The 18745-nt window shown below is 47.6% G+C and carries 20 protein-coding genes; 16 read left to right on the forward strand and 4 right to left on the reverse strand.

Translation table 11 applies throughout. The features are described from left to right. The first annotated feature begins 7 nt into the window (after positions 1-7). Complete coding sequence (locus tag AB4Z45_RS09440) at positions 8-1183, forward strand: vWA domain-containing protein (RefSeq protein ID WP_441908902.1); 1176 nt, start codon at positions 8-10, stop codon at positions 1181-1183. Between the two features lie 138 nt (positions 1184-1321). Here the strand turns inward: AB4Z45_RS09440 and AB4Z45_RS09445 are convergent, their stop codons facing one another. The 3 genes from AB4Z45_RS09445 to AB4Z45_RS09455 form a co-directional block, all read right to left on the reverse strand. Beyond that, entirely contained in the window at positions 1322-2701 is a 1380-nt protein-coding gene (locus tag AB4Z45_RS09445; protein ID WP_441908904.1) for a Glu/Leu/Phe/Val family dehydrogenase, read from the reverse strand. Between the two features lie 419 nt (positions 2702-3120). Then, a complete protein-coding gene (locus AB4Z45_RS09450) occupies positions 3121-4407 on the reverse strand; it encodes a glycoside hydrolase family 27 protein (protein WP_441908905.1) in 1287 nt (428 codons plus the stop codon). Positions 4408-4516: 109 nt separating this feature from the next. Continuing rightward, on the reverse strand, positions 4517-5398 hold the full coding sequence (locus AB4Z45_RS09455) for a helix-turn-helix domain-containing protein (RefSeq protein ID WP_441909088.1): 882 nt from the start codon (positions 5396-5398) through the stop codon (positions 4517-4519). Positions 5399-5472: 74 nt separating this feature from the next. Here AB4Z45_RS09455 and AB4Z45_RS09460 point away from each other — a divergent pair, with 74 nt between their 5' ends. Further along, on the forward strand, positions 5473-5883 hold the full coding sequence (locus AB4Z45_RS09460; protein ID WP_441908906.1) for a gamma-glutamylcyclotransferase family protein: 411 nt from the start codon (positions 5473-5475) through the stop codon (positions 5881-5883). Positions 5884-5947: 64 nt separating this feature from the next. Here the strand turns inward: AB4Z45_RS09460 and AB4Z45_RS09465 are convergent, their stop codons facing one another. Beyond that, positions 5948-6106 (reverse strand): hypothetical protein, encoded by a 159-nt coding sequence (locus AB4Z45_RS09465; protein WP_339207657.1) that lies wholly within the window; start codon positions 6104-6106, stop codon positions 5948-5950. Between the two features lie 149 nt (positions 6107-6255). Here AB4Z45_RS09465 and AB4Z45_RS09470 point away from each other — a divergent pair, with 149 nt between their 5' ends. The 14 genes from AB4Z45_RS09470 to AB4Z45_RS09535 all read left to right on the forward strand — a co-directional run bounded on the left by AB4Z45_RS09470 (position 6256) and on the right by AB4Z45_RS09535 (position 18706). Then, entirely contained in the window at positions 6256-7662 is a 1407-nt protein-coding gene (locus AB4Z45_RS09470) for a copper resistance D family protein (protein WP_441908907.1), read from the forward strand. 23 nt (positions 7663-7685) lie between these two features. Then, positions 7686-8543, forward strand: a complete 858-nt coding sequence (locus AB4Z45_RS09475) for a sensor histidine kinase (protein WP_441908909.1) — start codon at positions 7686-7688, stop codon at positions 8541-8543. Beyond that, a complete protein-coding gene (locus AB4Z45_RS09480; protein WP_339207661.1) occupies positions 8540-9244 on the forward strand; it encodes a response regulator transcription factor in 705 nt (234 codons plus the stop codon). The genes AB4Z45_RS09475 and AB4Z45_RS09480 overlap by 4 nt, the downstream gene beginning before the upstream one ends. Before the next feature lie 133 nt (positions 9245-9377). After that, positions 9378-9857, forward strand: coding sequence for an ATP-binding protein (locus AB4Z45_RS09485; RefSeq protein WP_441908911.1), 480 nt, complete (start codon positions 9378-9380; stop codon positions 9855-9857). After that, entirely contained in the window at positions 9854-10198 is a 345-nt protein-coding gene (locus tag AB4Z45_RS09490) for an STAS domain-containing protein (RefSeq protein ID WP_076267919.1), read from the forward strand. The genes AB4Z45_RS09485 and AB4Z45_RS09490 overlap by 4 nt, the downstream gene beginning before the upstream one ends. 37 nt (positions 10199-10235) lie before the next feature. Then, on the forward strand, positions 10236-11456 hold the full coding sequence (locus AB4Z45_RS09495) for a PP2C family protein-serine/threonine phosphatase (protein ID WP_441908913.1): 1221 nt from the start codon (positions 10236-10238) through the stop codon (positions 11454-11456). 31 nt (positions 11457-11487) lie between these two features. Further along, positions 11488-13704, forward strand: a complete 2217-nt coding sequence (locus AB4Z45_RS09500) for an AAA family ATPase (protein ID WP_441908915.1) — start codon at positions 11488-11490, stop codon at positions 13702-13704. Positions 13705-13871: 167 nt separating this feature from the next. Beyond that, a complete protein-coding gene (locus tag AB4Z45_RS09505) occupies positions 13872-14450 on the forward strand; it encodes a DUF4255 domain-containing protein (RefSeq protein ID WP_339207668.1) in 579 nt (192 codons plus the stop codon). After that, positions 14443-15243, forward strand: a complete 801-nt coding sequence (locus AB4Z45_RS09510) for a hypothetical protein (protein WP_441908917.1) — start codon at positions 14443-14445, stop codon at positions 15241-15243. The genes AB4Z45_RS09505 and AB4Z45_RS09510 overlap by 8 nt, the downstream gene beginning before the upstream one ends. 102 nt (positions 15244-15345) lie before the next feature. Next, complete coding sequence (locus tag AB4Z45_RS09515) at positions 15346-17058, forward strand: phage tail sheath family protein (protein WP_441908919.1); 1713 nt, start codon at positions 15346-15348, stop codon at positions 17056-17058. 38 nt (positions 17059-17096) lie between these two features. Further along, positions 17097-17531, forward strand: a complete 435-nt coding sequence (locus tag AB4Z45_RS09520; protein ID WP_076267913.1) for a phage tail protein — start codon at positions 17097-17099, stop codon at positions 17529-17531. A 126-nt stretch (positions 17532-17657) separates the two neighbouring features. Further along, on the forward strand, positions 17658-18038 hold the full coding sequence (locus AB4Z45_RS09525) for a hypothetical protein (RefSeq protein WP_028611985.1): 381 nt from the start codon (positions 17658-17660) through the stop codon (positions 18036-18038). 17 nt (positions 18039-18055) lie between these two features. Next, complete coding sequence (locus AB4Z45_RS09530) at positions 18056-18235, forward strand: DUF6760 family protein (RefSeq protein WP_076267912.1); 180 nt, start codon at positions 18056-18058, stop codon at positions 18233-18235. A gap of 9 nt (positions 18236-18244) precedes the next feature. After that, positions 18245-18706 (forward strand): phage tail protein, encoded by a 462-nt coding sequence (locus AB4Z45_RS09535; protein WP_256710880.1) that lies wholly within the window; start codon positions 18245-18247, stop codon positions 18704-18706. Positions 18707-18745: the final 39 nt, after the last annotated feature.

Below are 18745 nucleotides of genomic sequence, written 5' to 3' on the forward strand. Positions count from 1 at the left end.
CCGAGACATGGAATACAGAAGCAATTCGACGAGCGACGCTCCGAGCAAAGGAGAAGAAACTACAAGTGGTGGGGATCGAAAATCCATTAGTGTGGAGCCTCTAAGACAAAAAGAGGGGGGCAAACGCGGGTATTCAAATCCAGACAAAATAGAGCAGGCCGGGCAACTAACTGCTGGCGAATGGGATGATATAGCTGCTTGGGAACGCTTTGGCAATTTACTCAACTCGCAAGAAGGGGATAGCAGCAAGCGGGTATGGCAGTTCTGGAATTTCAACCGCCTTGAGGTTATCGTCACAGCTGGAGGCAAAGCAGTGTCTGATGCACAGGTAGAACTGTACTCAGGCAAGAAGGCGATATGGAAGGCGCGTACAAACACGGAGGGCAGAGCTTATGTGTATGCAGGTCTATTTGAGAGTGATACGGCGAACTTAGGCCGTTATACCGTTAAAGTGCAATCGGGTCAAGAAAGCAAGACGACGCAGGAGATGGACATCCCACAGCAAGGCAGCATTAAAGTTGATTTAAGTAAAAGTACAGCGCTGTCAGATCAGGTAGACATCATGTTTGTTGTGGATACGACAGGCTCCATGGAAGATGAGCTGAATTACTTGGAAGCGGAGCTTAAGGATGTTGTGAAGCGAGTGTCCGATGAGCATGCGAATCAGCTTGGTATTCGTATCAGCGCAAACTTTTACAAAGATAAGCATGATGATTATATCGTCAAGCCGTATCCATTCACGACGGACATAAATAAAGTGATAGATCAATTTAGCAAACAAAAGGCGGATGGGGGCGGAGATTATCCCGAGGCTGTTGATCAGGCGCTGCGCGATGCGCTTCATGAGCATGAGTGGAGCAAGGATGCTAGAGCGCGTCTGCTGTTTCTCGTTCTAGACGCACCGCCTCATGATGAGCCACAGGTTATCGACGAGATAAAGCAGCTTACAAAGGATGCGGCAGAACAAGGCGTTAGAATTATACCTGTAGCTTCTAGCGGAGTGAGTGCAGAGACGGAATATTTGATGCGTTTCATGGCAACAGCGACGGGCGGCACGTATTTGTTTTTAACCGATGACAGCGGTATCGGCAGTGATCACCTAGAGCCGGCAGTAGGCGAATATGAGGTTAAGCTGCTCAATGATTTGCTTGTTGAAGTCATTAATCGTTATGTTCAGCAGTAGTTTTCTTCATTATAAAAAGGGCAATTCCTTAGCAGCCAAAGCTGGTTGAGGGATTGCCCTTTATTTGAATCTGTAAAGTCACATTTATAACTAAGAAGCTCTTAAAGGAGCATGCAGATACCTAGTCAGGAAGGCATGTTAATAAAGCTTGCCTTGACGATACAGCACGGTTGAAAGCTTCATAACCGCGTGATTATAACAATTTTGGCGGAGCGGCAAAGGATCGCCGAAGAAAGCGGGCAGAATGCCGTTTAACGTTGTTTGCATTTTCTCATACAACATCTTATACACCTGTTCCTCCGTGAAAAATTGTGTTTCTCTCCCTTGCAGCCATTCGAAATAGGAGACGATAACACCGCCGGCGTTTGCAAGGATGTCGGGAATAATGATGGTGCCCTTTGCAGTCAGCACCTCATCAGCCTCGCCTGTGACAGGTGCATTCGCACCTTCTACAATGATGCGGGCTTTTACTTGATCGACGTTGTCCTTGCGAACTTGCTCCTCAAGTGCAGCAAGAATAAGCACATCTACATCTAAATAAAGGACTTCTTCGCGGCCAAGAATTTGGGCTTTCATATCAAGCTCAGACAATGCGGCTTCGTCCGAAGGCAAATCACCTTGGTGAAGCGATGCGTATTCAAGCAAAGAAGGGACAGAGAGACCGTCTGGATTGTACAACGTGACGTTGCGATCGCTTACAGCTACTACTTTATTGTTTAAATAAGAGCATTTATAAGCTTCCATTGCAGCGACTGAACCAACGTTGCCGAAGCCTTGAACGGCAATCGACAGCGGCTTGTCCGCATGCGCTAACGCGGTTTGCACAAACGGGTTTGTGCTGCCGGCGAGCCAGCTGCTTTGCTCTTTAAGAAAGTCATGAAGCATATAACGGAAAGTGAAATAAACGCCTTTTCCGGTTGCTTCTCTGCGGCCTAAAGATCCGCCATTAATGACGCTTTTGCCGGTGAAGCTGCCTAGGTAAGGGTGACCGGGATGAATGCTTTTGTATTCGGCCATCATCCAGTCCATTTCACGCTCGCCGGTTCCCATATCAGGGGCTGGAATATCTTTGTCAGGCCCGAGCACGTCACTGAAATATTGCACATATTTTTTGCAAATCAGATAAAGCTCTTTAGCGGAATAGGAACGTGGATTAATAACGACTCCACCTTTACCGCCGCCGAAAGGCACTTCGTGAAGCGCGTTTTTGAGCGTCATTAGCGCAGCTAGATTCGTTACTTCATCTTCGCTTACAGATTCGTGAAACCGAATGCCGCCTTTGTAAGGCCCGAGTGTATCGTTGTGCTGAATGCGATAGGCCGGAATTCGAACGACATTGCCGTTATCTACCGTAATGCGCAAAAAGGCTTTATGAACTTTATTTGGCGTGGACAGAATAGCAGCAAGTGAAAGGAAAGCTTGCTCACGCGATTGATCTTGTAAACTTGGTAAAAAAGCAGGGTCTCCCATTAATGCGTTTAAGGATTGCTGTACGATGGCTCCTGTTTGGCTTGCCATAACTAAACGACCTCCTATGTATTCAGGAATGAGATTCTTTCAAGCCGCAGCGTATAATTGTCAATCGATATGAGGCAGATACGCTAGCACTTGAACTCTAACTGTAACATATTGGAACGTTATAAGCCAAAACTAGGGAAAGCTTGATGTGCGTATGGTTACAAAATCATAGGGATTCAGCTTCGAATCCACTCTGATTAAGCTGGGTAACAGGAAAAGTTCCCGTTATATTAGCGATTAAACGCTTTACAACACAAATAACAGGAAAAACTCCAGCTTATTTTGATGCAAATGACTCATTAGTGGTCTTTTGCAGAAATTAACGGGAGTTTTTCCATTTCAGCATCATTGCAGCAGCATTTGAACGAGTTTAACAGAAGAAATTCCTGTTAGAATAAACAATTGACGGCCTTGCGTGATCAAGTTAATTTGAGCAATAACGATCCGTGTGGAGGTAGAGAGAATGACAGCTCGTTCAAGCTCCCGAGATTCTCGCGTGTCCAAATATTGCGTACGAGCGGAGCATCGGCTAAACCAAGCTGCGCAAGCGTCACGGCAACCGTATCCTCTTGATCACTCGCATTAAACAAAGCAACGTACAATGCATCATCGCCCTGTGCTGTCCATGCAATACGGTCCTGTTCTCGATATAGCTGGCGTGCGCCGCGTCCATTCCGATGAAGGGATAATACTTCCTCATTTGTGAGCAATGACAGCGTCCATTCGTCGTTGTCCCGCATTTCACCGCCAAACATAAGCGGCGATCGGAAAATAGCCCATAGCGACATCATCGTTACCTGCTCGTCCCGTGTAAATCTTGTCCAACGATCACTGCCTCCTCCATCCACAGAACGAATGCCCAAATGCCCCAGCGGCAGCATATCACAATCAGGCCATGCTCCATCCCGAGCATGCGGCGCCCACTTCTCGCAGCGCTCAAACATCTCATATAGCAGGTGCCACAAATCCCAGTAATCATCTGTCATTCGCCACATATTCGCATGCTCTGCAAGCACACCCGCATGTTCGAGAGGAGCAGGACCAGGCGATAGGCTAAGCACTATCGGTCTGCCGCATTGTTCTATTGCGTGATGAATAAGCTTGATTTCATCCAAATGAATGCCGTAAATTCTGGAAGCAGCAATATCATCCACTTTAACGAAATCGACACCCCATGAAGCGTATAAATCAAATAACGAATTATAATATTGCTGTGCGCCTTCTTTGGAAGCATCAACGCCATACATGTCTGTGTTCCACGGGCAGATCGAATTCGGGTGTGCAATCTGGCGAGCGGTTATGCTTGTTCCAAGCAGGCTGGCGTCTGCATGAACGGCTTGACGAGGAATGCCCCTCATAATATGGATACCGAATTTTAGCCCGAGTGAATGAACATAATCAGCTAGAGATTTGAAGCCTTGACCGTTCGCAGCGGATGGAAATCGGTTAGCTGCGGGCTGCAAGCGGGAATACTCATCCATTTCAAGTGGAACGAAAGGACGATATTGGGATGAATTTGCCCCGGGTTCATACCACTGAATATCAACAATGACATATTCCCAGCCATAATCTCGCAGATGTTCGGCCATATATGCCGCATTTCCGCGAACCTCGTCTTCTCTCACACTTGCGCCATAGCAGTCCCAGCTATTCCAGCCCATAGGCGGAGTTGCTGCATAGTGATGATGTTTGGAAGTTGTATACATTTGATTTCGTCCTCTCTTATCGTAATATTGCTCTATACGACAATCGTAAAACGAAACGTTAGTCGATGACTAGCGTAATTTATTGCGTTGATATGTAAAATATTGCTCTTCAATCGAACTGCAAACGATCGATTGAAGGAAGCTCCTTGGCTAAGCGGAAATCAGCAGGAGGGAAGCCGACGCGGCTTCGAAATACTTTACTAAAGTAGCTGCCGCTCGAGTAACCAACCGTATGAGCGATTTCTTCGACCGTGAGGCTGCTGCTTCTAAGCAGCTGAACAGCTTTCTCGATTCGGAGCTTCGTTACAAAGTCCATTGGTGACATGCCTGTCGTCTTCATGAACATTCGCGTAAAATAATATTTAGATAATCCAGCCGCAGCAGCGACATCATCTAAGCTTTGCAAACGATGGAATTCAGCTTCCATATAAGCAGCTGCCTGCTTAATTTGCTGCGGCCAATTCATTTTCTCCTGCTGCTGCAGCGTGCTTGATTGCAGCAGTTCCATCATAAGACGATAAATAAGAGATGATGCTTGGTAGCTGTTCTGAATACGATTGCTGCGAGCCTCTGCATATAAATGTTGAAGGCTGCGAACGACTGCGCTTGCAGGCTCAAATGTTGGTGTGGCACCGACGGCATGCAGCAGCTCAGACCACAGCGCTTGCATATGCTGCTGGCGGAATAATACAAAATAAAAAGTCCAATGGTCGCTCGACTGCGGCAAGCAATAATGATGATCTCCAGGGATTTCTACAAGGAAAGCATTGCCTGTATAGAGATCATGTGTTTCATCCCCGAGCCTGAATTGACCGAAGCCGGAGACGGTGTATTGGAGCAAGTACAGCGGGCCGTCAATTCGTTTCATCCCGTCCCAGTAGTAGTCAGTCTCTGTTACCTCTTGATAGCCAGTTGCAAATAACTGATAGATGGGGAGCTGCGGCGGGTCTTGAAACCGATAACCATATACACCGTAGGGCTGATTCATCATCACTTGGAATAATCACCTCGAAGGAAGACGGATTTTCAATCTATTATTTCATGATGGAAGGTGCTCGAGAAGAGATGCGGCAAATACCTGTTTTTATTTACGGTTCGTTACTGCCTGGTCAAAGCAATCATCATTTTGTTTCATCTTTTGTGCAATCGAGTCGGCCAGGAGAGATTGCGGGAAGGCTGGTGGATTGCGGTGAATATCCAGCGGCCGTTCGAGATGCTATTGCTAAAGAGTGCAATAGTATTATAAGCGGTCAATGGATAGTCGTCGATAGAGAAGGACTTGCATCCATGGATGCGCTCGAGCAATTTTATGGTCACGAAGAGCAAAATGATTATGAAAGGGTATGGGTTGCTGACGCCAAGGACAAGCTTGTTTCAGGCTGGGTGTACGTTTGGGAATCCGATAGAGGCTGCCCAGCTATCGCGGAGGGTTACTGGCCACTATTTTTCGCTCGTAAAATAAGGGGCATTTTATAAAAAAAGACATAGCCTCTGTGAATTGCGCAGGAGCCATGCCGTTGATTACGCCTTAATATGCTGTTTAGGCTTTATCTTTTTCATTATCTGCGTCTGCTGCATAAGCAATTAATGCGACTTCTGAGCCATAAGTTTTAGTCAATTGCTGCTCCAGCTTGCGAATGGCATCGAGCGCATCGCTTTGGTTGTTTAATTCAGCGAGATGATAATCCTTGTCCATCATTAGGGTTCACGTCCTTAGATTCATGGTTTTAATAGTAGAATGGGCTTTAAAGCAGGTTGCTATACGTATTTGCTTAACCGCGCTGCAATTGTTCTTTTTAGAGCGGTCGAGTACACTAAAACAGTATGACATAAAGGGATGTGACATCTATGGGAAAATATTTGCTCCAACACAAACAAATGACGTCCGGCAGATGGGCGAAATATATGGCAATGGTACTATTGTTTCTCCTGATCGCTGCTGCTGCTTTGTGGGTATCGCCGCCGCAGGCTTTTGCACAGCTGTATTCGGGAATGGAAGAAACAAATTTTGACCCTCACAAGCAGGTTGGCCATAATCATTCGGATGGAGCTCATTCAGAAGCTGGAATTACCGTTTCGCAGGCTTTATTTTATACGGTTAGAGCTATTTATTATGCTGCATTTATGTTCGCTGCTGGATTAATGCTTTGGTCCATAACACTGCCAAAGGATGCGGATTCCAGTCTGAGCAAGCTCGTGCAAAAATGGAGCATCTATTCGCTTAGAGGATTGCTGCTTGCGGTTTTACTATTCGTTTTTGTTCATGCGAGTCAATTAATGAAGGGATATGACGGCGGTAATTCGAATGAATGGGTCCGCTTGCTGACGGAGACGTCCACCGGACAATCATGGCTTGCACTGATCGTACTTTCACTGCTTGGATTTACTGTTCTACGATTGCATGATTCATTCAAAATGATTTGGGCTCTGCTGCTTATTGCGGTTGAAAGCTTTAATGGGCATGTGAATGCACTCCCAAGCAATACGTTTGCTATTGTGTTCGACTTCATACATATCGTCTGCTCTACTTTGTGGGCTGGCGGATTAATGCTGCTATTGTTATTGTGGCGGACAGATCGCAAGGAGGCAGGAAGATTCGCCGAGCGATTTACGAAGGTAGCATGGCTGACAATCGTGCTGCTAACGATAAGTGGAATTGGCATGACGGCACTTCTTCTGCCAAGCTGGCGCTATTTGTTTTATACAAGCTGGGGGTTCATGCTGCTTGCCAAATCAGGATTGGTACTGATTGTTGCTTGTGTTGGATTTCTGCTGCATAGGCGAGCCAAACAGCAAAAGCTGCCGAGCGGCAAGCTGCTGAAGCTGGATGGACTTTTGATGGCTTTGGTGCTGATTCTTGCAAGCATCTTTACTTATGTAAGTCCGGTTCCCGATACAGAGCCGTTATCCTATCATAAAATGGGTGAAACGCTCCATTACACGGTAATCATAACGCCAAATGGACCTGGTCCAAATGACGTAAAATTAAAAATCTGGCTGCCTAAGACGCTTGGTTCGCCGGCATCTGTACAATTTCTGCTTCGTACGCCGGACAATCCGAAGAAAGCGGATATCAACGTTCCAGTGCGCGGCGCCAGCGGGGAAAATTATTTAGCTTTCCCAGGGTTTTTAGAAACGGATTATGAATCCGATAAGTTCGAGCTGCCTACACGCGGGGCATGGGAAGCAGAACTGATCATTACGGACCAGACCGGCGCAGTAACGAAGCAGTTGATTCCGTTTCGGAATGACTAATGGGGAGAAAGGGAGCTGAGCAGATGTCGTATAAATGGCTGAAATGGCTAATTTTATGGATTCCGACGGTCGCTATCGGGCTATGGGAATATTTGCGCCACGCACTGCTGCTCCCGTTCATTTCGATGGATCTCGGCAATTTGCTCGCGCCTGTTTTTGTTTTTATTATTTCGCTGACGCTGCTCCGTGCGTTATTCGCTAAGCTGGAGCAAACGCAAGAGACGCTGCAGCGCGAGCGTATTGTTAAGGCGGCTCTTGAGGAACGTGAGCAGCTTGCGCGCGAGCTTCATGATGGCATATCACAATCGTTGTTTATGCTATCGGTTAAGCTGGACAAGCTGGAGCGGGCGGAGTCCGCTTCTGATGCACAGCAAACGACGGATCAGATTAGAAAAACCGTGAGGCATGTATATGATGATGTCAGGCAATCTATTGCCAATTTACACGATGCGCCTTTACCAGCCGATATGTCATGGATGCAAAGCATCCATCATTTAACCGTTGAGATGGAACAGACCTCCGGCATTCAAACAACAGTGGAGTGGCATGTACAGGACGGCTTGTTGTCCTATAAGCAGAAGGTCGAATTACTGGCTATTATGCGCGAGGCTCTTATGAACGTACAGAAGCATGCGAAAGCAAAACAAATTGTCATTCAAGGTGAAGGAGTCGGAAGCTCCGATAAGACGCCAAATACTTTCCGCTGCTCCATTCTCGATGATGGTATAGGGGCTGAGAAGGAGAAGCTTCACGGCAAAGGCAAGTATGGGGTCAAAATGATGCAGGAGCGAGCAGCTGCGATGGGCTGGACGATGACGGTACAGCAGACGAAACCGCAGGGCACAAAAGTTGAAATCATCGGAAGGAGTGATGCCAAATGACGGATAAAACGGCTAAGGTACGCGTTTTTTTAGTAGATGACCATCCCCACGGCCGGGAAGGCATACGCGATATAGTATTAAGCGATGACTCATTTGAAGTAATAGGGGAAGCGGCAAGCGGCGAGGAGGCAATCGCTGCGATCGAAGAATTGCAGCCCGATTTGGTGCTTATGGACATTAATATGCCTGGCATTGGCGGACTCGAAGCGACGCAGCGGCTGAAGCTGCTCATGCCCTCATTAAAAATTGTCATGGTTACGGTCTCCGATGACATTACTAATTTATTCGAAGCGATTAAGCGAGGAGCGCAAGGTTATTTGCTCAAAAATCTTGCGCCATCCTCATGGATGGAATATTTGCGAGCGATATCTTTAGATGAAGCACCGATGTCGAAGGAGCTTGCCTTTCGCATGCTGCAGGAATTTTCGAAAATGAAGCCGCAGGAGACCAAGCATCTTGTGAATAAACCTCAAACGCTGGACAAGAATGCGTCTATTATTACGACTCCGCTTACCGATCGGGAGAAAGAAGTGCTTGAGCGGGTGGCAACAGGCGCTTCCAATCGTGAGATTGCAGGCGAGCTGTGCTTGTCGGAGCATACGGTAAAAAACCATCTGAAAAATATTTTGCAAAAGCTTCATCTCGCTAATCGCGTACAGTTGACGATTTACGCCTTTGAGCAGGGGCTTGTTGAACGTTAAAACTTTTGCTGAAGATGCACTTCAAACTATTCGACAAAAATAGCAGGATTCCAACAAGATTCGTAGAACTACTAGATTCATATCTTGCTTAGTTTCTGCTTGGATAGGTCAGATTCAATTTGGGGGGTAGTAAATGTCGAACGATTGGCAATTTCCCATCGATCGTGAAATTAAGCTGTACAATCGGCTGGATGAGCTTCAGCGTCTGAATGAAGGGCTTGAACAAATCGGTGCCGAGGCGGGCTGGTCTGAACGCGCAGTTCTCGACTTGTCTCTAGCATGCGAGGAGCTTGTCATTAACATTGTAAACTACGGCTTCCCATCTGGGGGAGAGCATTATATTGACGTCATTATTCAAGCTTCTCCAACCAGCGTTGAAGTGAAAATAGAAGACGGGGGCGTTCCCTTTAATCCGCTGCAGGAGGCTGATCCTAGAGCACTATTAGAGCTCGAGCTGGAGGATCGTCCGATTGGCGGCTTGGGTATTTTTTTTGTGAAAAGGTTAATGGATGACATTCATTATGAATATGCGGGCGGTTTGAATCGCTTCCGCATGCGCAAGCATTTCGTACTTAATAGCAATGGCGATAAGCGGGAGGAAGCAGACATATGAACATTCAGGCAACGGAGTTAAATGGCATTACGATTATTCCACTAGAGGGAAGATTGGATGGAAATAACGCGACGATAGCGGAGCAAGCGTTCTTGAAACTATTTGCAGAAGGCAAGCAGCAATTTATTTTTGATTTTACGAATCTGCAATACATAAGCAGTGCGGGACTGCGCGTTATACTGGTGGCGGCTAAGAAGCTTAGAGCCTCTAAAGGACAGATGGTTTGCGCATGTCTCGGCGAGCAAGTCTATGATGTATTTGAAATGTCGGGTTTTACAACGATATTGGATATGGCGAAGACACGGGAAGAAGCGCTAGTCAAACTGGGAGCAGGGGCTTAACGATGGTTCAGCTGAAGCTAGAGAGGCGGTAACGGTCTTGTCAGTACTCTACTTAATATTCGGAGCTGCGGGCCTTGGCGCTGCGGCATATTTATTCGTTTGCAATCGTCGTCTTACCGCAAAGCTGAGGCGTGCGGAAATGCTGTTTGATTTAAGCACGCAGGTTCATTCCTCGCTGCATCAGCCGGAGCTAATAAATTCGGTAAATGCAGCAGCGAAGCAGCTTATATTCGCAGAAGAGGCAGCGGTTGGTCTGGTCGATGACTGGGATTCGCAAGATAATGAGCTTACAAAAACCATGGACCATAGCGTCGGTGATAAAGTAAGCGTGCCGATGATGGCGAGAGGCCGCAAGGTGGGTGTTCTGGAAGCAACCGCTAAGATCGGCGGAGCTCGATTTAGTAGGGCAGATCATGAGACGCTTACTCAGTTCGCAAGGCCGCTGGCATTGGCACTGGATAATGCTAGACTCTATGAAGCGCTTGAGGAGTCGGTGGGGGAGCTGCAAATGGCAACGGCACTCAAGGATCGCCTTGAGAATGAACTGCAAATTGCCGGCAGCATTCAGCTCAGCTTTCTTCCTACTACAATGCCTTCCGCAAATGAACCTTTTGACGTTTGTGCACTGTTGAAGTCAGCGAAAGAGGTAGGAGGCGACTTCTACAACTTTTTCAAAATAGACGAGGAGCATCTGTTTTTCACACTAGGTGACGTGTCGGATAAAGGAATACCGGCTGCGCTGTTCATGGCGATGACGCTTTCGTTAATTAAAGGGAAAATGAATGCGAAGCTGTCGCCAGGCGAGCTGCTGGAAATGGTCAACGATGAGCTTTGTACGGACAATGCGCAGCTATTCGCAACGATCATATGCGGCGTGCTTAACATTGCGACTGGCGAGGTTGTGCTTAGTGATGGCGGGCATTGTACTCCTTACATTGTCAAAGCGGACGGTTCCGTTCTGCCGATTAAGCTCCCCAAAGGCATCCCGCTTGGTTCTTTCCCTGAATTCACTTATCGGAATCAGACCATCGAGCTTGAGCATGGCGATCGTTTTGTCCTCTACACCGATGGTATTACCGAGGCCGAGAACGAACGGCAAGAGCAGTATTCCACTAGTCGTTTACAAAATTTCTTATCTCAAACGTCCGGTTATTCTAGCGCTGAAATCATCGATGCGCTGCTGATGGACGTGTTCATGTTCGCGGACGGAGCTCCACAATCCGACGATATTGCGGTACTTTGCCTCATGCGCCGATAAGCGTAATGCATTCATATAAGGGTGAACCATCATGCGATTTTATGAAACAGGATTTGATTATTTACGTGACGAGCTCGCTTTGCTGGAACAAGGGCTGCGAGTTCTTCTTGCAGATTTTGAGAGCAAGGAAATCGATGGTCAAACGCCAATGTCAATGCGCGGCCTCGTCGTTAACGCTATCGATATAGAACGTTCGTTTCTAGGAAACGAGTCTTTACAGGAAGAAGATGCATTAGCTTCGTTTAGACAATTTCGCGTAGAGGCGGAACGACAGTTTTCACAGCACATCCATGACAGCGTAAGCGAGGGAGCAAGGCTCCCGTTCGCTTATTTGTCATGGACTCTTCGTCTTTCGACATGGGAAAAACGCTGCGTTATGTTATGCCTTGCAGCTGAGCTTGATTCACGTTATGAAAGCTGGTTTGGCTATTTGAATGACGACGTTACGCTGCGGGTGCCTACTGCGGAGCTTGCGCTGCGATTGTTAGGAGATTCGAAAGAAGAGTTTTATCATGCTCGTTCGCTGCTCGCAGGTTATTCGACCCTTGGCAGATTTGTGCTGAGATCAGGCAGAGCGGCAGTACCCGCTGAGAGAAGCGTGCTGAAGCAGCCGCTGCGCATGGACGCCCGTATTATCTCGTTTCTGCTGGATACTGAAAAGCTGGATTCCAGAATTGAAGAAGTTTGTACCTTATACGATGGGGCGAGGTCAGCTCCAGAGCTGGCGTTTAATTGCGAGCTTCAAGACATGCTGCTGCAAATTGTGCAAAGGGAACGATCCTTCAAGGGAGACAAATCATTCACTCAAGATGATGAGAATGAGCAGTATGAAATACCGTTTATTCAGTTAAGCGGACCTTCGGGCGCCGGCAAAAAGCTGCATGCCAGACATCTGGCTCAGTCTTTGGAGCAGCCGCTGCTGCTTGTCAAGCTAGACAAGCTTGCTAAGGATGAAGATGCGATGGCGGAGCAGTTGAACAATATTGTACGTGAATTGCTCTTATCTGTAGCTGTCTTATGCTTCGATGAGGGGGAGGGAGAAAGAAGCGCATCTGAGGGCTGGCCTCATCAGCAGGAACGGGTTCGCAAGGCGCTTGCTAACTATATAGAATTATCAAGGCTCCCTGTCGTATTATGGCTGACGCGTGTAGAAAGGCGCGCCTCACAGCTGCCGCTTCCAGCGTTTTCTGCATTAACGAGCCATACTGTGCATGTTCCTAACGCAGAAGTGCGATTGCAGCTCTGGCAGCGCTGCAGCGATGAAAGAGCGGATCGTAGTCTGCTCAGACACTTAGCCGATAAGTATGCTTTTACAGCTGGGCAGATCGAGCGAATGAGCAAACAAGCAGATCGCCTAGCTTACCTTAACAAGCACGAGTTCCCTACACTTGATGATTATGCCCATGCCTCGCGAACACAGGTTCAGCATCGTTTGTCCGAGCTCGCGGAGAAGCAGCGGCTCGTTCGGCGATGGGATGATTTGATATTGCCAGAGGAGCCGCTGGAGCTTCTTAAGGATGCCTGCAGCAGGCATAAGCATAGCGAAACGGTGTTTAATCGATGGGGCTTTGGTCATAAGCTGCCTTATGGTCGAGGCTTAAGCATGTTGTTTGCTGGGCCTCCTGGCACGGGCAAAACGATGGCAGCCGAGGTCGTTGCGGGAGAGATGGGTCTAGAGCTTTACCGTATTGATCTGTCACGCGTTGTGAGCAAATATATCGGAGAAACGGAAAAAAACTTGAGAGAGCTGTTCGCTGAAGCGGAAAGCAGCGGCGCTGTCCTGTTTTTTGATGAAGGAGACTCCTTGTTCGGCAAACGAACGGAAGTAAAAGATTCTAATGATAGATTCGCGAATATGGAGGCATCCTATCTTCTGCAGCGCATTGAAAGCTTTGAGGGTATCTCGATTCTAGCAACCAATTTGCTGCAAAATATGGACGAAGCCTTTTTGCGAAGAATGCAGGTAATCGTTAACTTTCCATTTCCGGATGCAGCCCATCGGGAGCAAATTTTCCGTTCGCTGCTGCCTAAGGATGCGCCGCTTGATCCTGACCTTGATCTGTCATTTCTAGCAGCGCGCATCGATGCTTCAGGCGGTCATATTAAAAATATTGTCCTGTCTGCTGCGTTTATGGCTGCCTCGGAGCAAGCTTCAATCAGCATGAGGCATATGGTCCGTGCGACACGCCAAGAGCTCCATAAGATGGGGAAAATTGTCGTGAAAGAATCGTTTGAACCGTATAACTAGCAAGTTTTTCTCAATAATTTGTTGTAAAATGTAGTAATTTTACTGAATTTGGTTCGCGGAGTCAGGAAAATTGACATAAATTGAGTAATTTTGCGTAGTCAATTGGTAGTAGAGAAGCTATAATAGAAATCGAATACCATTTTGATTTTTTTGGGAGTGATAGGCTGATGGGTGGATATACGGTTATTGCGGATTTGGAAGCCAGCATGCTGCGCTTGCTACGTGATCATCTTACGCCTGACCCTGTGCCGCGTCCCGAGTTGATCGGAATGGCTTCGCCCCGGGATGCAGGCGATCTAGCTCTTTCCTTGTTTTTGTTCAACGTTAAGGAAAATGGCGAATCTCGCCGGACGGGCATGGTGGATCGTGGAGGCGTGCTTCAGTACCCGCCGCAGGCGCTTGATTTTTATTTTTTGATGACAGCGCATTCGAGTGCGAATCGATTAACGCGTGCATTGGACGAGCATCGGATATTAGGTCGTGCAATGCAGGTCTTTTATGATAACGCCGTACTCAGCGGTACATATCTTGAAGGCACGCTTGCTGAAGGAAACGGTGCGATAAGGATGAGTCTAGTCAGCATGGAAGGCGAAGATTTACTGAAGCTTTGGCAGTTCGGCGATACGCCGTACAAGCTTTCTGTCGTCTATCGCGTAGGCCCAGTCATGCTCGATTCGAATCGTGTGAAGCCGGTTTCGCGAGTTGTCGAGCGTCATATCGTGCTTGAGGAAAAGGACGGTGGCTAATATGTCACACCATCGTTCAACGAGGGTAACTCGCTGCTCGCTTGTTGTATCGCCAGTTGACGTATGGACAAGAAGGCTGCTTGCACCTTCAGCGTTATCCGTTTCACTTGAGGGCATTCATAAGAAACCCATTCGGAAGCCTGACGGGACCTTTCTGTTTCTTGACCTTCCCTCTGGCAGCTATGTGCTCTCCGTTACCTCACCTGTATTTATACCCTACAGGAAACAGATTGAAACCGCTTCTATTTCAAAATTATACCCAATGATTACAGTACCGCTTTTGCCTGGTCCCAAATATGCTTATCCTGCAGATTCGACAGCTGTCACCTTTGAGTTATGTGATGCCGCTAGCAGACCTTGTGCTGATGCTGAGGTTTGGGCTTACATATGCGAGGATGCCGCAGCACGAGGTAGAATTATGCAAGATTCGCTGCTTGCTGGTGCAGATACAGCAGCAGTGGGGCAGTTGCAGGGGCAGACGGTTGCAGGCGAGAGCTTGCTGCTTCGCGGTCAAGGCAATGAGGAGCTTGTGCGTGTAGCTGAGATTTTGCCCGGCAATGTACTGCGATTCGAGCAGCCATTGAAGGAAAACTATCGAAGAGGCGCGCTATTATTGCCTGCTGTTCAAACGAGCAGTGCAAATAACGGTATCGTTATTCTTCCATTCCGCGGCATACTGCCCACCAGCTTTCCTATTAAAGTGTTTGCAATGAATGAACATGGCAGCGCTGCGACCGAGTTGACGGCGCAAGCGGGTGAAGTAGTATCAGCGCAGACTTTAATCCTTCAGTAGGATTAACTATTCTGACGCATTCCAATTGGTCTTGGGGTTGACGCGGGAGAAATATGCCTGCCATTACCTAATACATAAATAGATTCAGAGAGGAGATCACACATGGCTGAGTATTTATCGCCAGGCGTCTATGTGGAGGAATTCGAGAGCGGCGCCAAACCACTGGAAGGTGTTAGTACGAGCACAGCGGGCTTTATTGGGCTTGCTGCTCGCGGACCAGTCGAGGGTTTACCGCAGCTTATTACAAGTCCAGCTGATTTTGGACGTGTATATGGTTCCTATTTATCTGAAAATGCTTTTGGCTCATACCGTTTTCTTGCGCATGCGGTTAATCAGTTTTTCACAAACGGAGGCTCCCGCTGCTTCATTTCCCGGGTAGCGCCGTCAGATGCCAAAACAGCCTCTAACGAAGCTCAGAAGGATGCGGTTCTCTCCATTACCGCCAAAAATCCAGGCGCTTGGGGCAATCAAATTCGTGCTGTTGTTGTACCTGCAAGCAAAGCAAAAACACCGATCTTTGAAGCAAGCGAAGGCAATCGTTACCGCGTGAAAAACGCTGCTGGCTTTTATGCTGGGGATGTGGTCGCTTTTACAAATGGTACAGAGAAGCAGTACAACCGCATCATTTCTGTTCATGATCAAGTGATTGAGCTTGCAGAAGCACTTAGCGGCGATGTAGTGGATACGGCTCTAGTTCCAACTAAGGTACTAAGCTCCTCGGAGTTTACGATTAACGTGCTTTACGGAACAGAGTCGGAAACCTACGAGAAAGCATCGCTAAATCCAGAGGCTCCAAACTATGTGGAGAAGCTGGTATCCCGCTCGAATATCGTAAGTGTACAAGTACTAAAGGCATCGGAAGAGAGCGTTGCTCCGCTGGAGCAAATTGCTGGTTCTGAGCTTGCCGTATTTGAAATTCTGCTTGCGGGCGGCAGTGATGGTTCTGCTGCAAGCTTGTCGGCTGCTGATTTTATCGGCGAAGACTTTGGTCCAGGCAGAAGAACTGGTATCCAGTCGTTTATCGACAACGATGTTGTCAGCATCATGGCGATTCCAGGTGTAACCGATCCTAACGTACAACTGTCGCTGGTTGCTCATTGTGAAAGCTTGGGAAGCCGCTTTGCGATTCTTGATCTTCCTCGCGAAGTAACGAAGGTACAGGATGTGCTTGCTCATCGTGATTTGTTCGATTCAAGCTATTGCGCACTGTATAATCCATGGCTGCAAGTGTTTGACCCGCTCGACAAACGCAATATTTTCATCCCGCCATCTGGTACAATCGCTGGGGTATATGCTCGTTCTGACACGACACGCGGCGTACAAAAGGCACCTGCCAACGAAACGCTTCGCGGTGTAGTAGGCCTAGACGTTCAATACAACAATGGCGAGCAGGATATTCTTAACCCAGCAGGCGTCAACTTGATTCGTGCTTTTACAGGCCAAGGCATTCGCGTATGGGGCGCTCGTACATGTTCATCCAATACACTTTGGAAATATATCAACGTACGCCGCTTATTCATTTTCATCGAAGGTTCGATCATGAATGGATCAAGCTGGGTTGTATTTGAACCCAATACCGAGCAGCTATGGGCCCGGGTTCAGCGCACGATTGACGCATTCTTAACTCGTGTATGGCGTGACGGAGCATTGTCCGGTACAAGCCCGTCTGAAGCATTTTATATTGAAATTGGACGTTCAACGATGACACAGGATGACATCGACAATGGACGATTGATTTGTGTAATCGGCGTAGCGCCGGTGAAACCAGCTGAATTCGTCGTATTCCGCATCACGCAAAAAACAGGTTCGGAATAGTCATTAGCTTCCATATCGAATAACGGAAGGGGATCCACATGCCAGGAGATCGTATTGATCCATATCGCAATTTTAGATTTCGTGTAGAAGTAGAAGGTCTTGAGCAAGCAGGATTTAGCGAGGTTTCCGGTTTTGAGGCAACCTTTGATGTGGTCGAATACCGCGAGGGCAACGAGGTTATTACACCTCGCAAGCTTCCAGGCTTAATCAAGTACGGCAACATTTCACTGAAATGGGGCACGACTGAATCGATGGAGCTGTATGATTGGCTTCAAGAATGCGCCGAAGGAACGATTGAGCGCAAAACGATTACGATCATCGCGCTTGACGAAGAAGGCGAAGACGTGGCTACTTGGCAGGTTATCGAAGCTTGGCCTGTTAAATATACTGCGCCTACCTTCAATGGTACCGGCAATGATATTGCGCTAGAGCTGATTGAATTCGCTCATGAGGGTTTAACTCGCACCGCATAGAAATGAGTAATTAAAGCTGGTTTATGGCGAACAAGGGAGGTCAGCAGGCGAGAAATCGTTTGCTCCTCTCTTGTTTTCCGCTTTTCTAGAAATTGATTCTATTTTACATATTGGAGTGATGACCGGATGGCGTTTCAAACGGAATATGAATTTGAATTGCCTCGCGGCTACGTGGATGATCAAGGCAATCTCCACCGCCGGGGTGTTATGCGGCTTGCTACGGCAGCTGATGAAATTTTACCGATGAAGGACCCGCGCGTACAATCCAATCCTAGTTATTTGACCGTTATTTTGATGGCTAGAGTGGTAACGAAGCTTGGGGACGTTAGGCATATTGATACGAAGCTGATTGAGAAGCTGTTTACGGCAGATCTTGCTTATTTGCAAAATCTATATCGTCAGATTAATGACTTAGAGGCGCCTAAGGTGCTTACCGCTTGTCCGAAATGTGACCACGAGTTCGAGGTGGCTGTCGATTTTTTGTCCTTAACGGAAGCTCTCTCTTAGGTTATCCGGTTGACCGGCTGTACGAGGAGGTAGGCTTCGTCGCGTATTATTTTCATTGGTCGCATGACGAAATTATGAGCATGGAGCATGCAGAACGCAGGCGCTGGTGCGATGAAATTTCCAAAATAAATCGCAAGATGAACGATGAATCAGATAGCGGTAAGAAAAATATTTTCGACGTTTTTGGAAAGAGGTGACGCGGCGCTATGGCAGTCATGAAGGGGCAAGAGAAAGGTCGCTTTCACGATGTAGCTACCACATTCAAGTTTTGGGTGGAGCTCGATGACATTTTTGTTGCTGGGTTCTCTGAGGTTTCGGGACTTGAGGCAGAAACAGAAATTGAGGAATACCGTGAAGGCGGAGTGAACGGCTATGTTCATAAGCTGCCGATGGGCGTTCGGTTCCCAAATCTCGTGCTGCGCAAGGGCATGACCAAATCGCCTGCTCTTTGGAGCTGGTACGAAAGCACAATAGATGGAACGATTGACCGCAAAACGGGTGCGATTGTGCTGCAATCTGCTGACGGAACAGAATTTGGGCGCTGGAGCTTCTTTGATGCTTATCCGGTGAGGTGGACCGGGCCGCATCTGAATGCGAGCACGAGTGACATTGCGGTTGAAACGATAGAAATTATTCATAGCGGTTTATATGGTGATTTTCAGAAGTAGGGTTGTGCATGTAGTTAAACGTTAATGAATCATAAATTG

The organism is Paenibacillus sp. MCAF9, from assembly GCF_052114265.1.
Taxonomy (GTDB): Bacteria; Bacillota; Bacilli; order Paenibacillales; family Paenibacillaceae; genus Pristimantibacillus.

Excerpts from the sequence above, each read along its gene's own strand:
- AB4Z45_RS09440 (WP_441908902.1), top strand. The coding sequence starts at position 8 with ATGGAATACAGAAGCAATTCGACGAGCGACGCTCCGAGCAAAGGAGAA.
- AB4Z45_RS09445 (WP_441908904.1), bottom strand. The coding sequence starts at position 2,701 with ATGGCAAGCCAAACAGGAGCCATCGTACAGCAATCCTTAAACGCATTA.
- AB4Z45_RS09450 (WP_441908905.1), bottom strand. The coding sequence starts at position 4,407 with ATGTATACAACTTCCAAACATCATCACTATGCAGCAACTCCGCCTATG.
- AB4Z45_RS09455 (WP_441909088.1), bottom strand. The coding sequence starts at position 5,398 with ATGATGAATCAGCCCTACGGTGTATATGGTTATCGGTTTCAAGACCCG.
- AB4Z45_RS09460 (WP_441908906.1), top strand. The coding sequence starts at position 5,473 with ATGCGGCAAATACCTGTTTTTATTTACGGTTCGTTACTGCCTGGTCAA.
- AB4Z45_RS09465 (WP_339207657.1), bottom strand. The coding sequence starts at position 6,106 with ATGATGGACAAGGATTATCATCTCGCTGAATTAAACAACCAAAGCGAT.
- AB4Z45_RS09470 (WP_441908907.1), top strand. The coding sequence starts at position 6,256 with ATGGGAAAATATTTGCTCCAACACAAACAAATGACGTCCGGCAGATGG.
- AB4Z45_RS09475 (WP_441908909.1), top strand. The coding sequence starts at position 7,686 with ATGTCGTATAAATGGCTGAAATGGCTAATTTTATGGATTCCGACGGTC.
- AB4Z45_RS09480 (WP_339207661.1), top strand. The coding sequence starts at position 8,540 with ATGACGGATAAAACGGCTAAGGTACGCGTTTTTTTAGTAGATGACCAT.
- AB4Z45_RS09485 (WP_441908911.1), top strand. The coding sequence starts at position 9,378 with ATGTCGAACGATTGGCAATTTCCCATCGATCGTGAAATTAAGCTGTAC.
- AB4Z45_RS09490 (WP_076267919.1), top strand. The coding sequence starts at position 9,854 with ATGAACATTCAGGCAACGGAGTTAAATGGCATTACGATTATTCCACTA.
- AB4Z45_RS09500 (WP_441908915.1), top strand. The coding sequence starts at position 11,488 with ATGCGATTTTATGAAACAGGATTTGATTATTTACGTGACGAGCTCGCT.
- AB4Z45_RS09505 (WP_339207668.1), top strand. The coding sequence starts at position 13,872 with ATGGGTGGATATACGGTTATTGCGGATTTGGAAGCCAGCATGCTGCGC.
- AB4Z45_RS09515 (WP_441908919.1), top strand. The coding sequence starts at position 15,346 with ATGGCTGAGTATTTATCGCCAGGCGTCTATGTGGAGGAATTCGAGAGC.
- AB4Z45_RS09520 (WP_076267913.1), top strand. The coding sequence starts at position 17,097 with ATGCCAGGAGATCGTATTGATCCATATCGCAATTTTAGATTTCGTGTA.
- AB4Z45_RS09525 (WP_028611985.1), top strand. The coding sequence starts at position 17,658 with ATGGCGTTTCAAACGGAATATGAATTTGAATTGCCTCGCGGCTACGTG.
- AB4Z45_RS09535 (WP_256710880.1), top strand. The coding sequence starts at position 18,245 with ATGGCAGTCATGAAGGGGCAAGAGAAAGGTCGCTTTCACGATGTAGCT.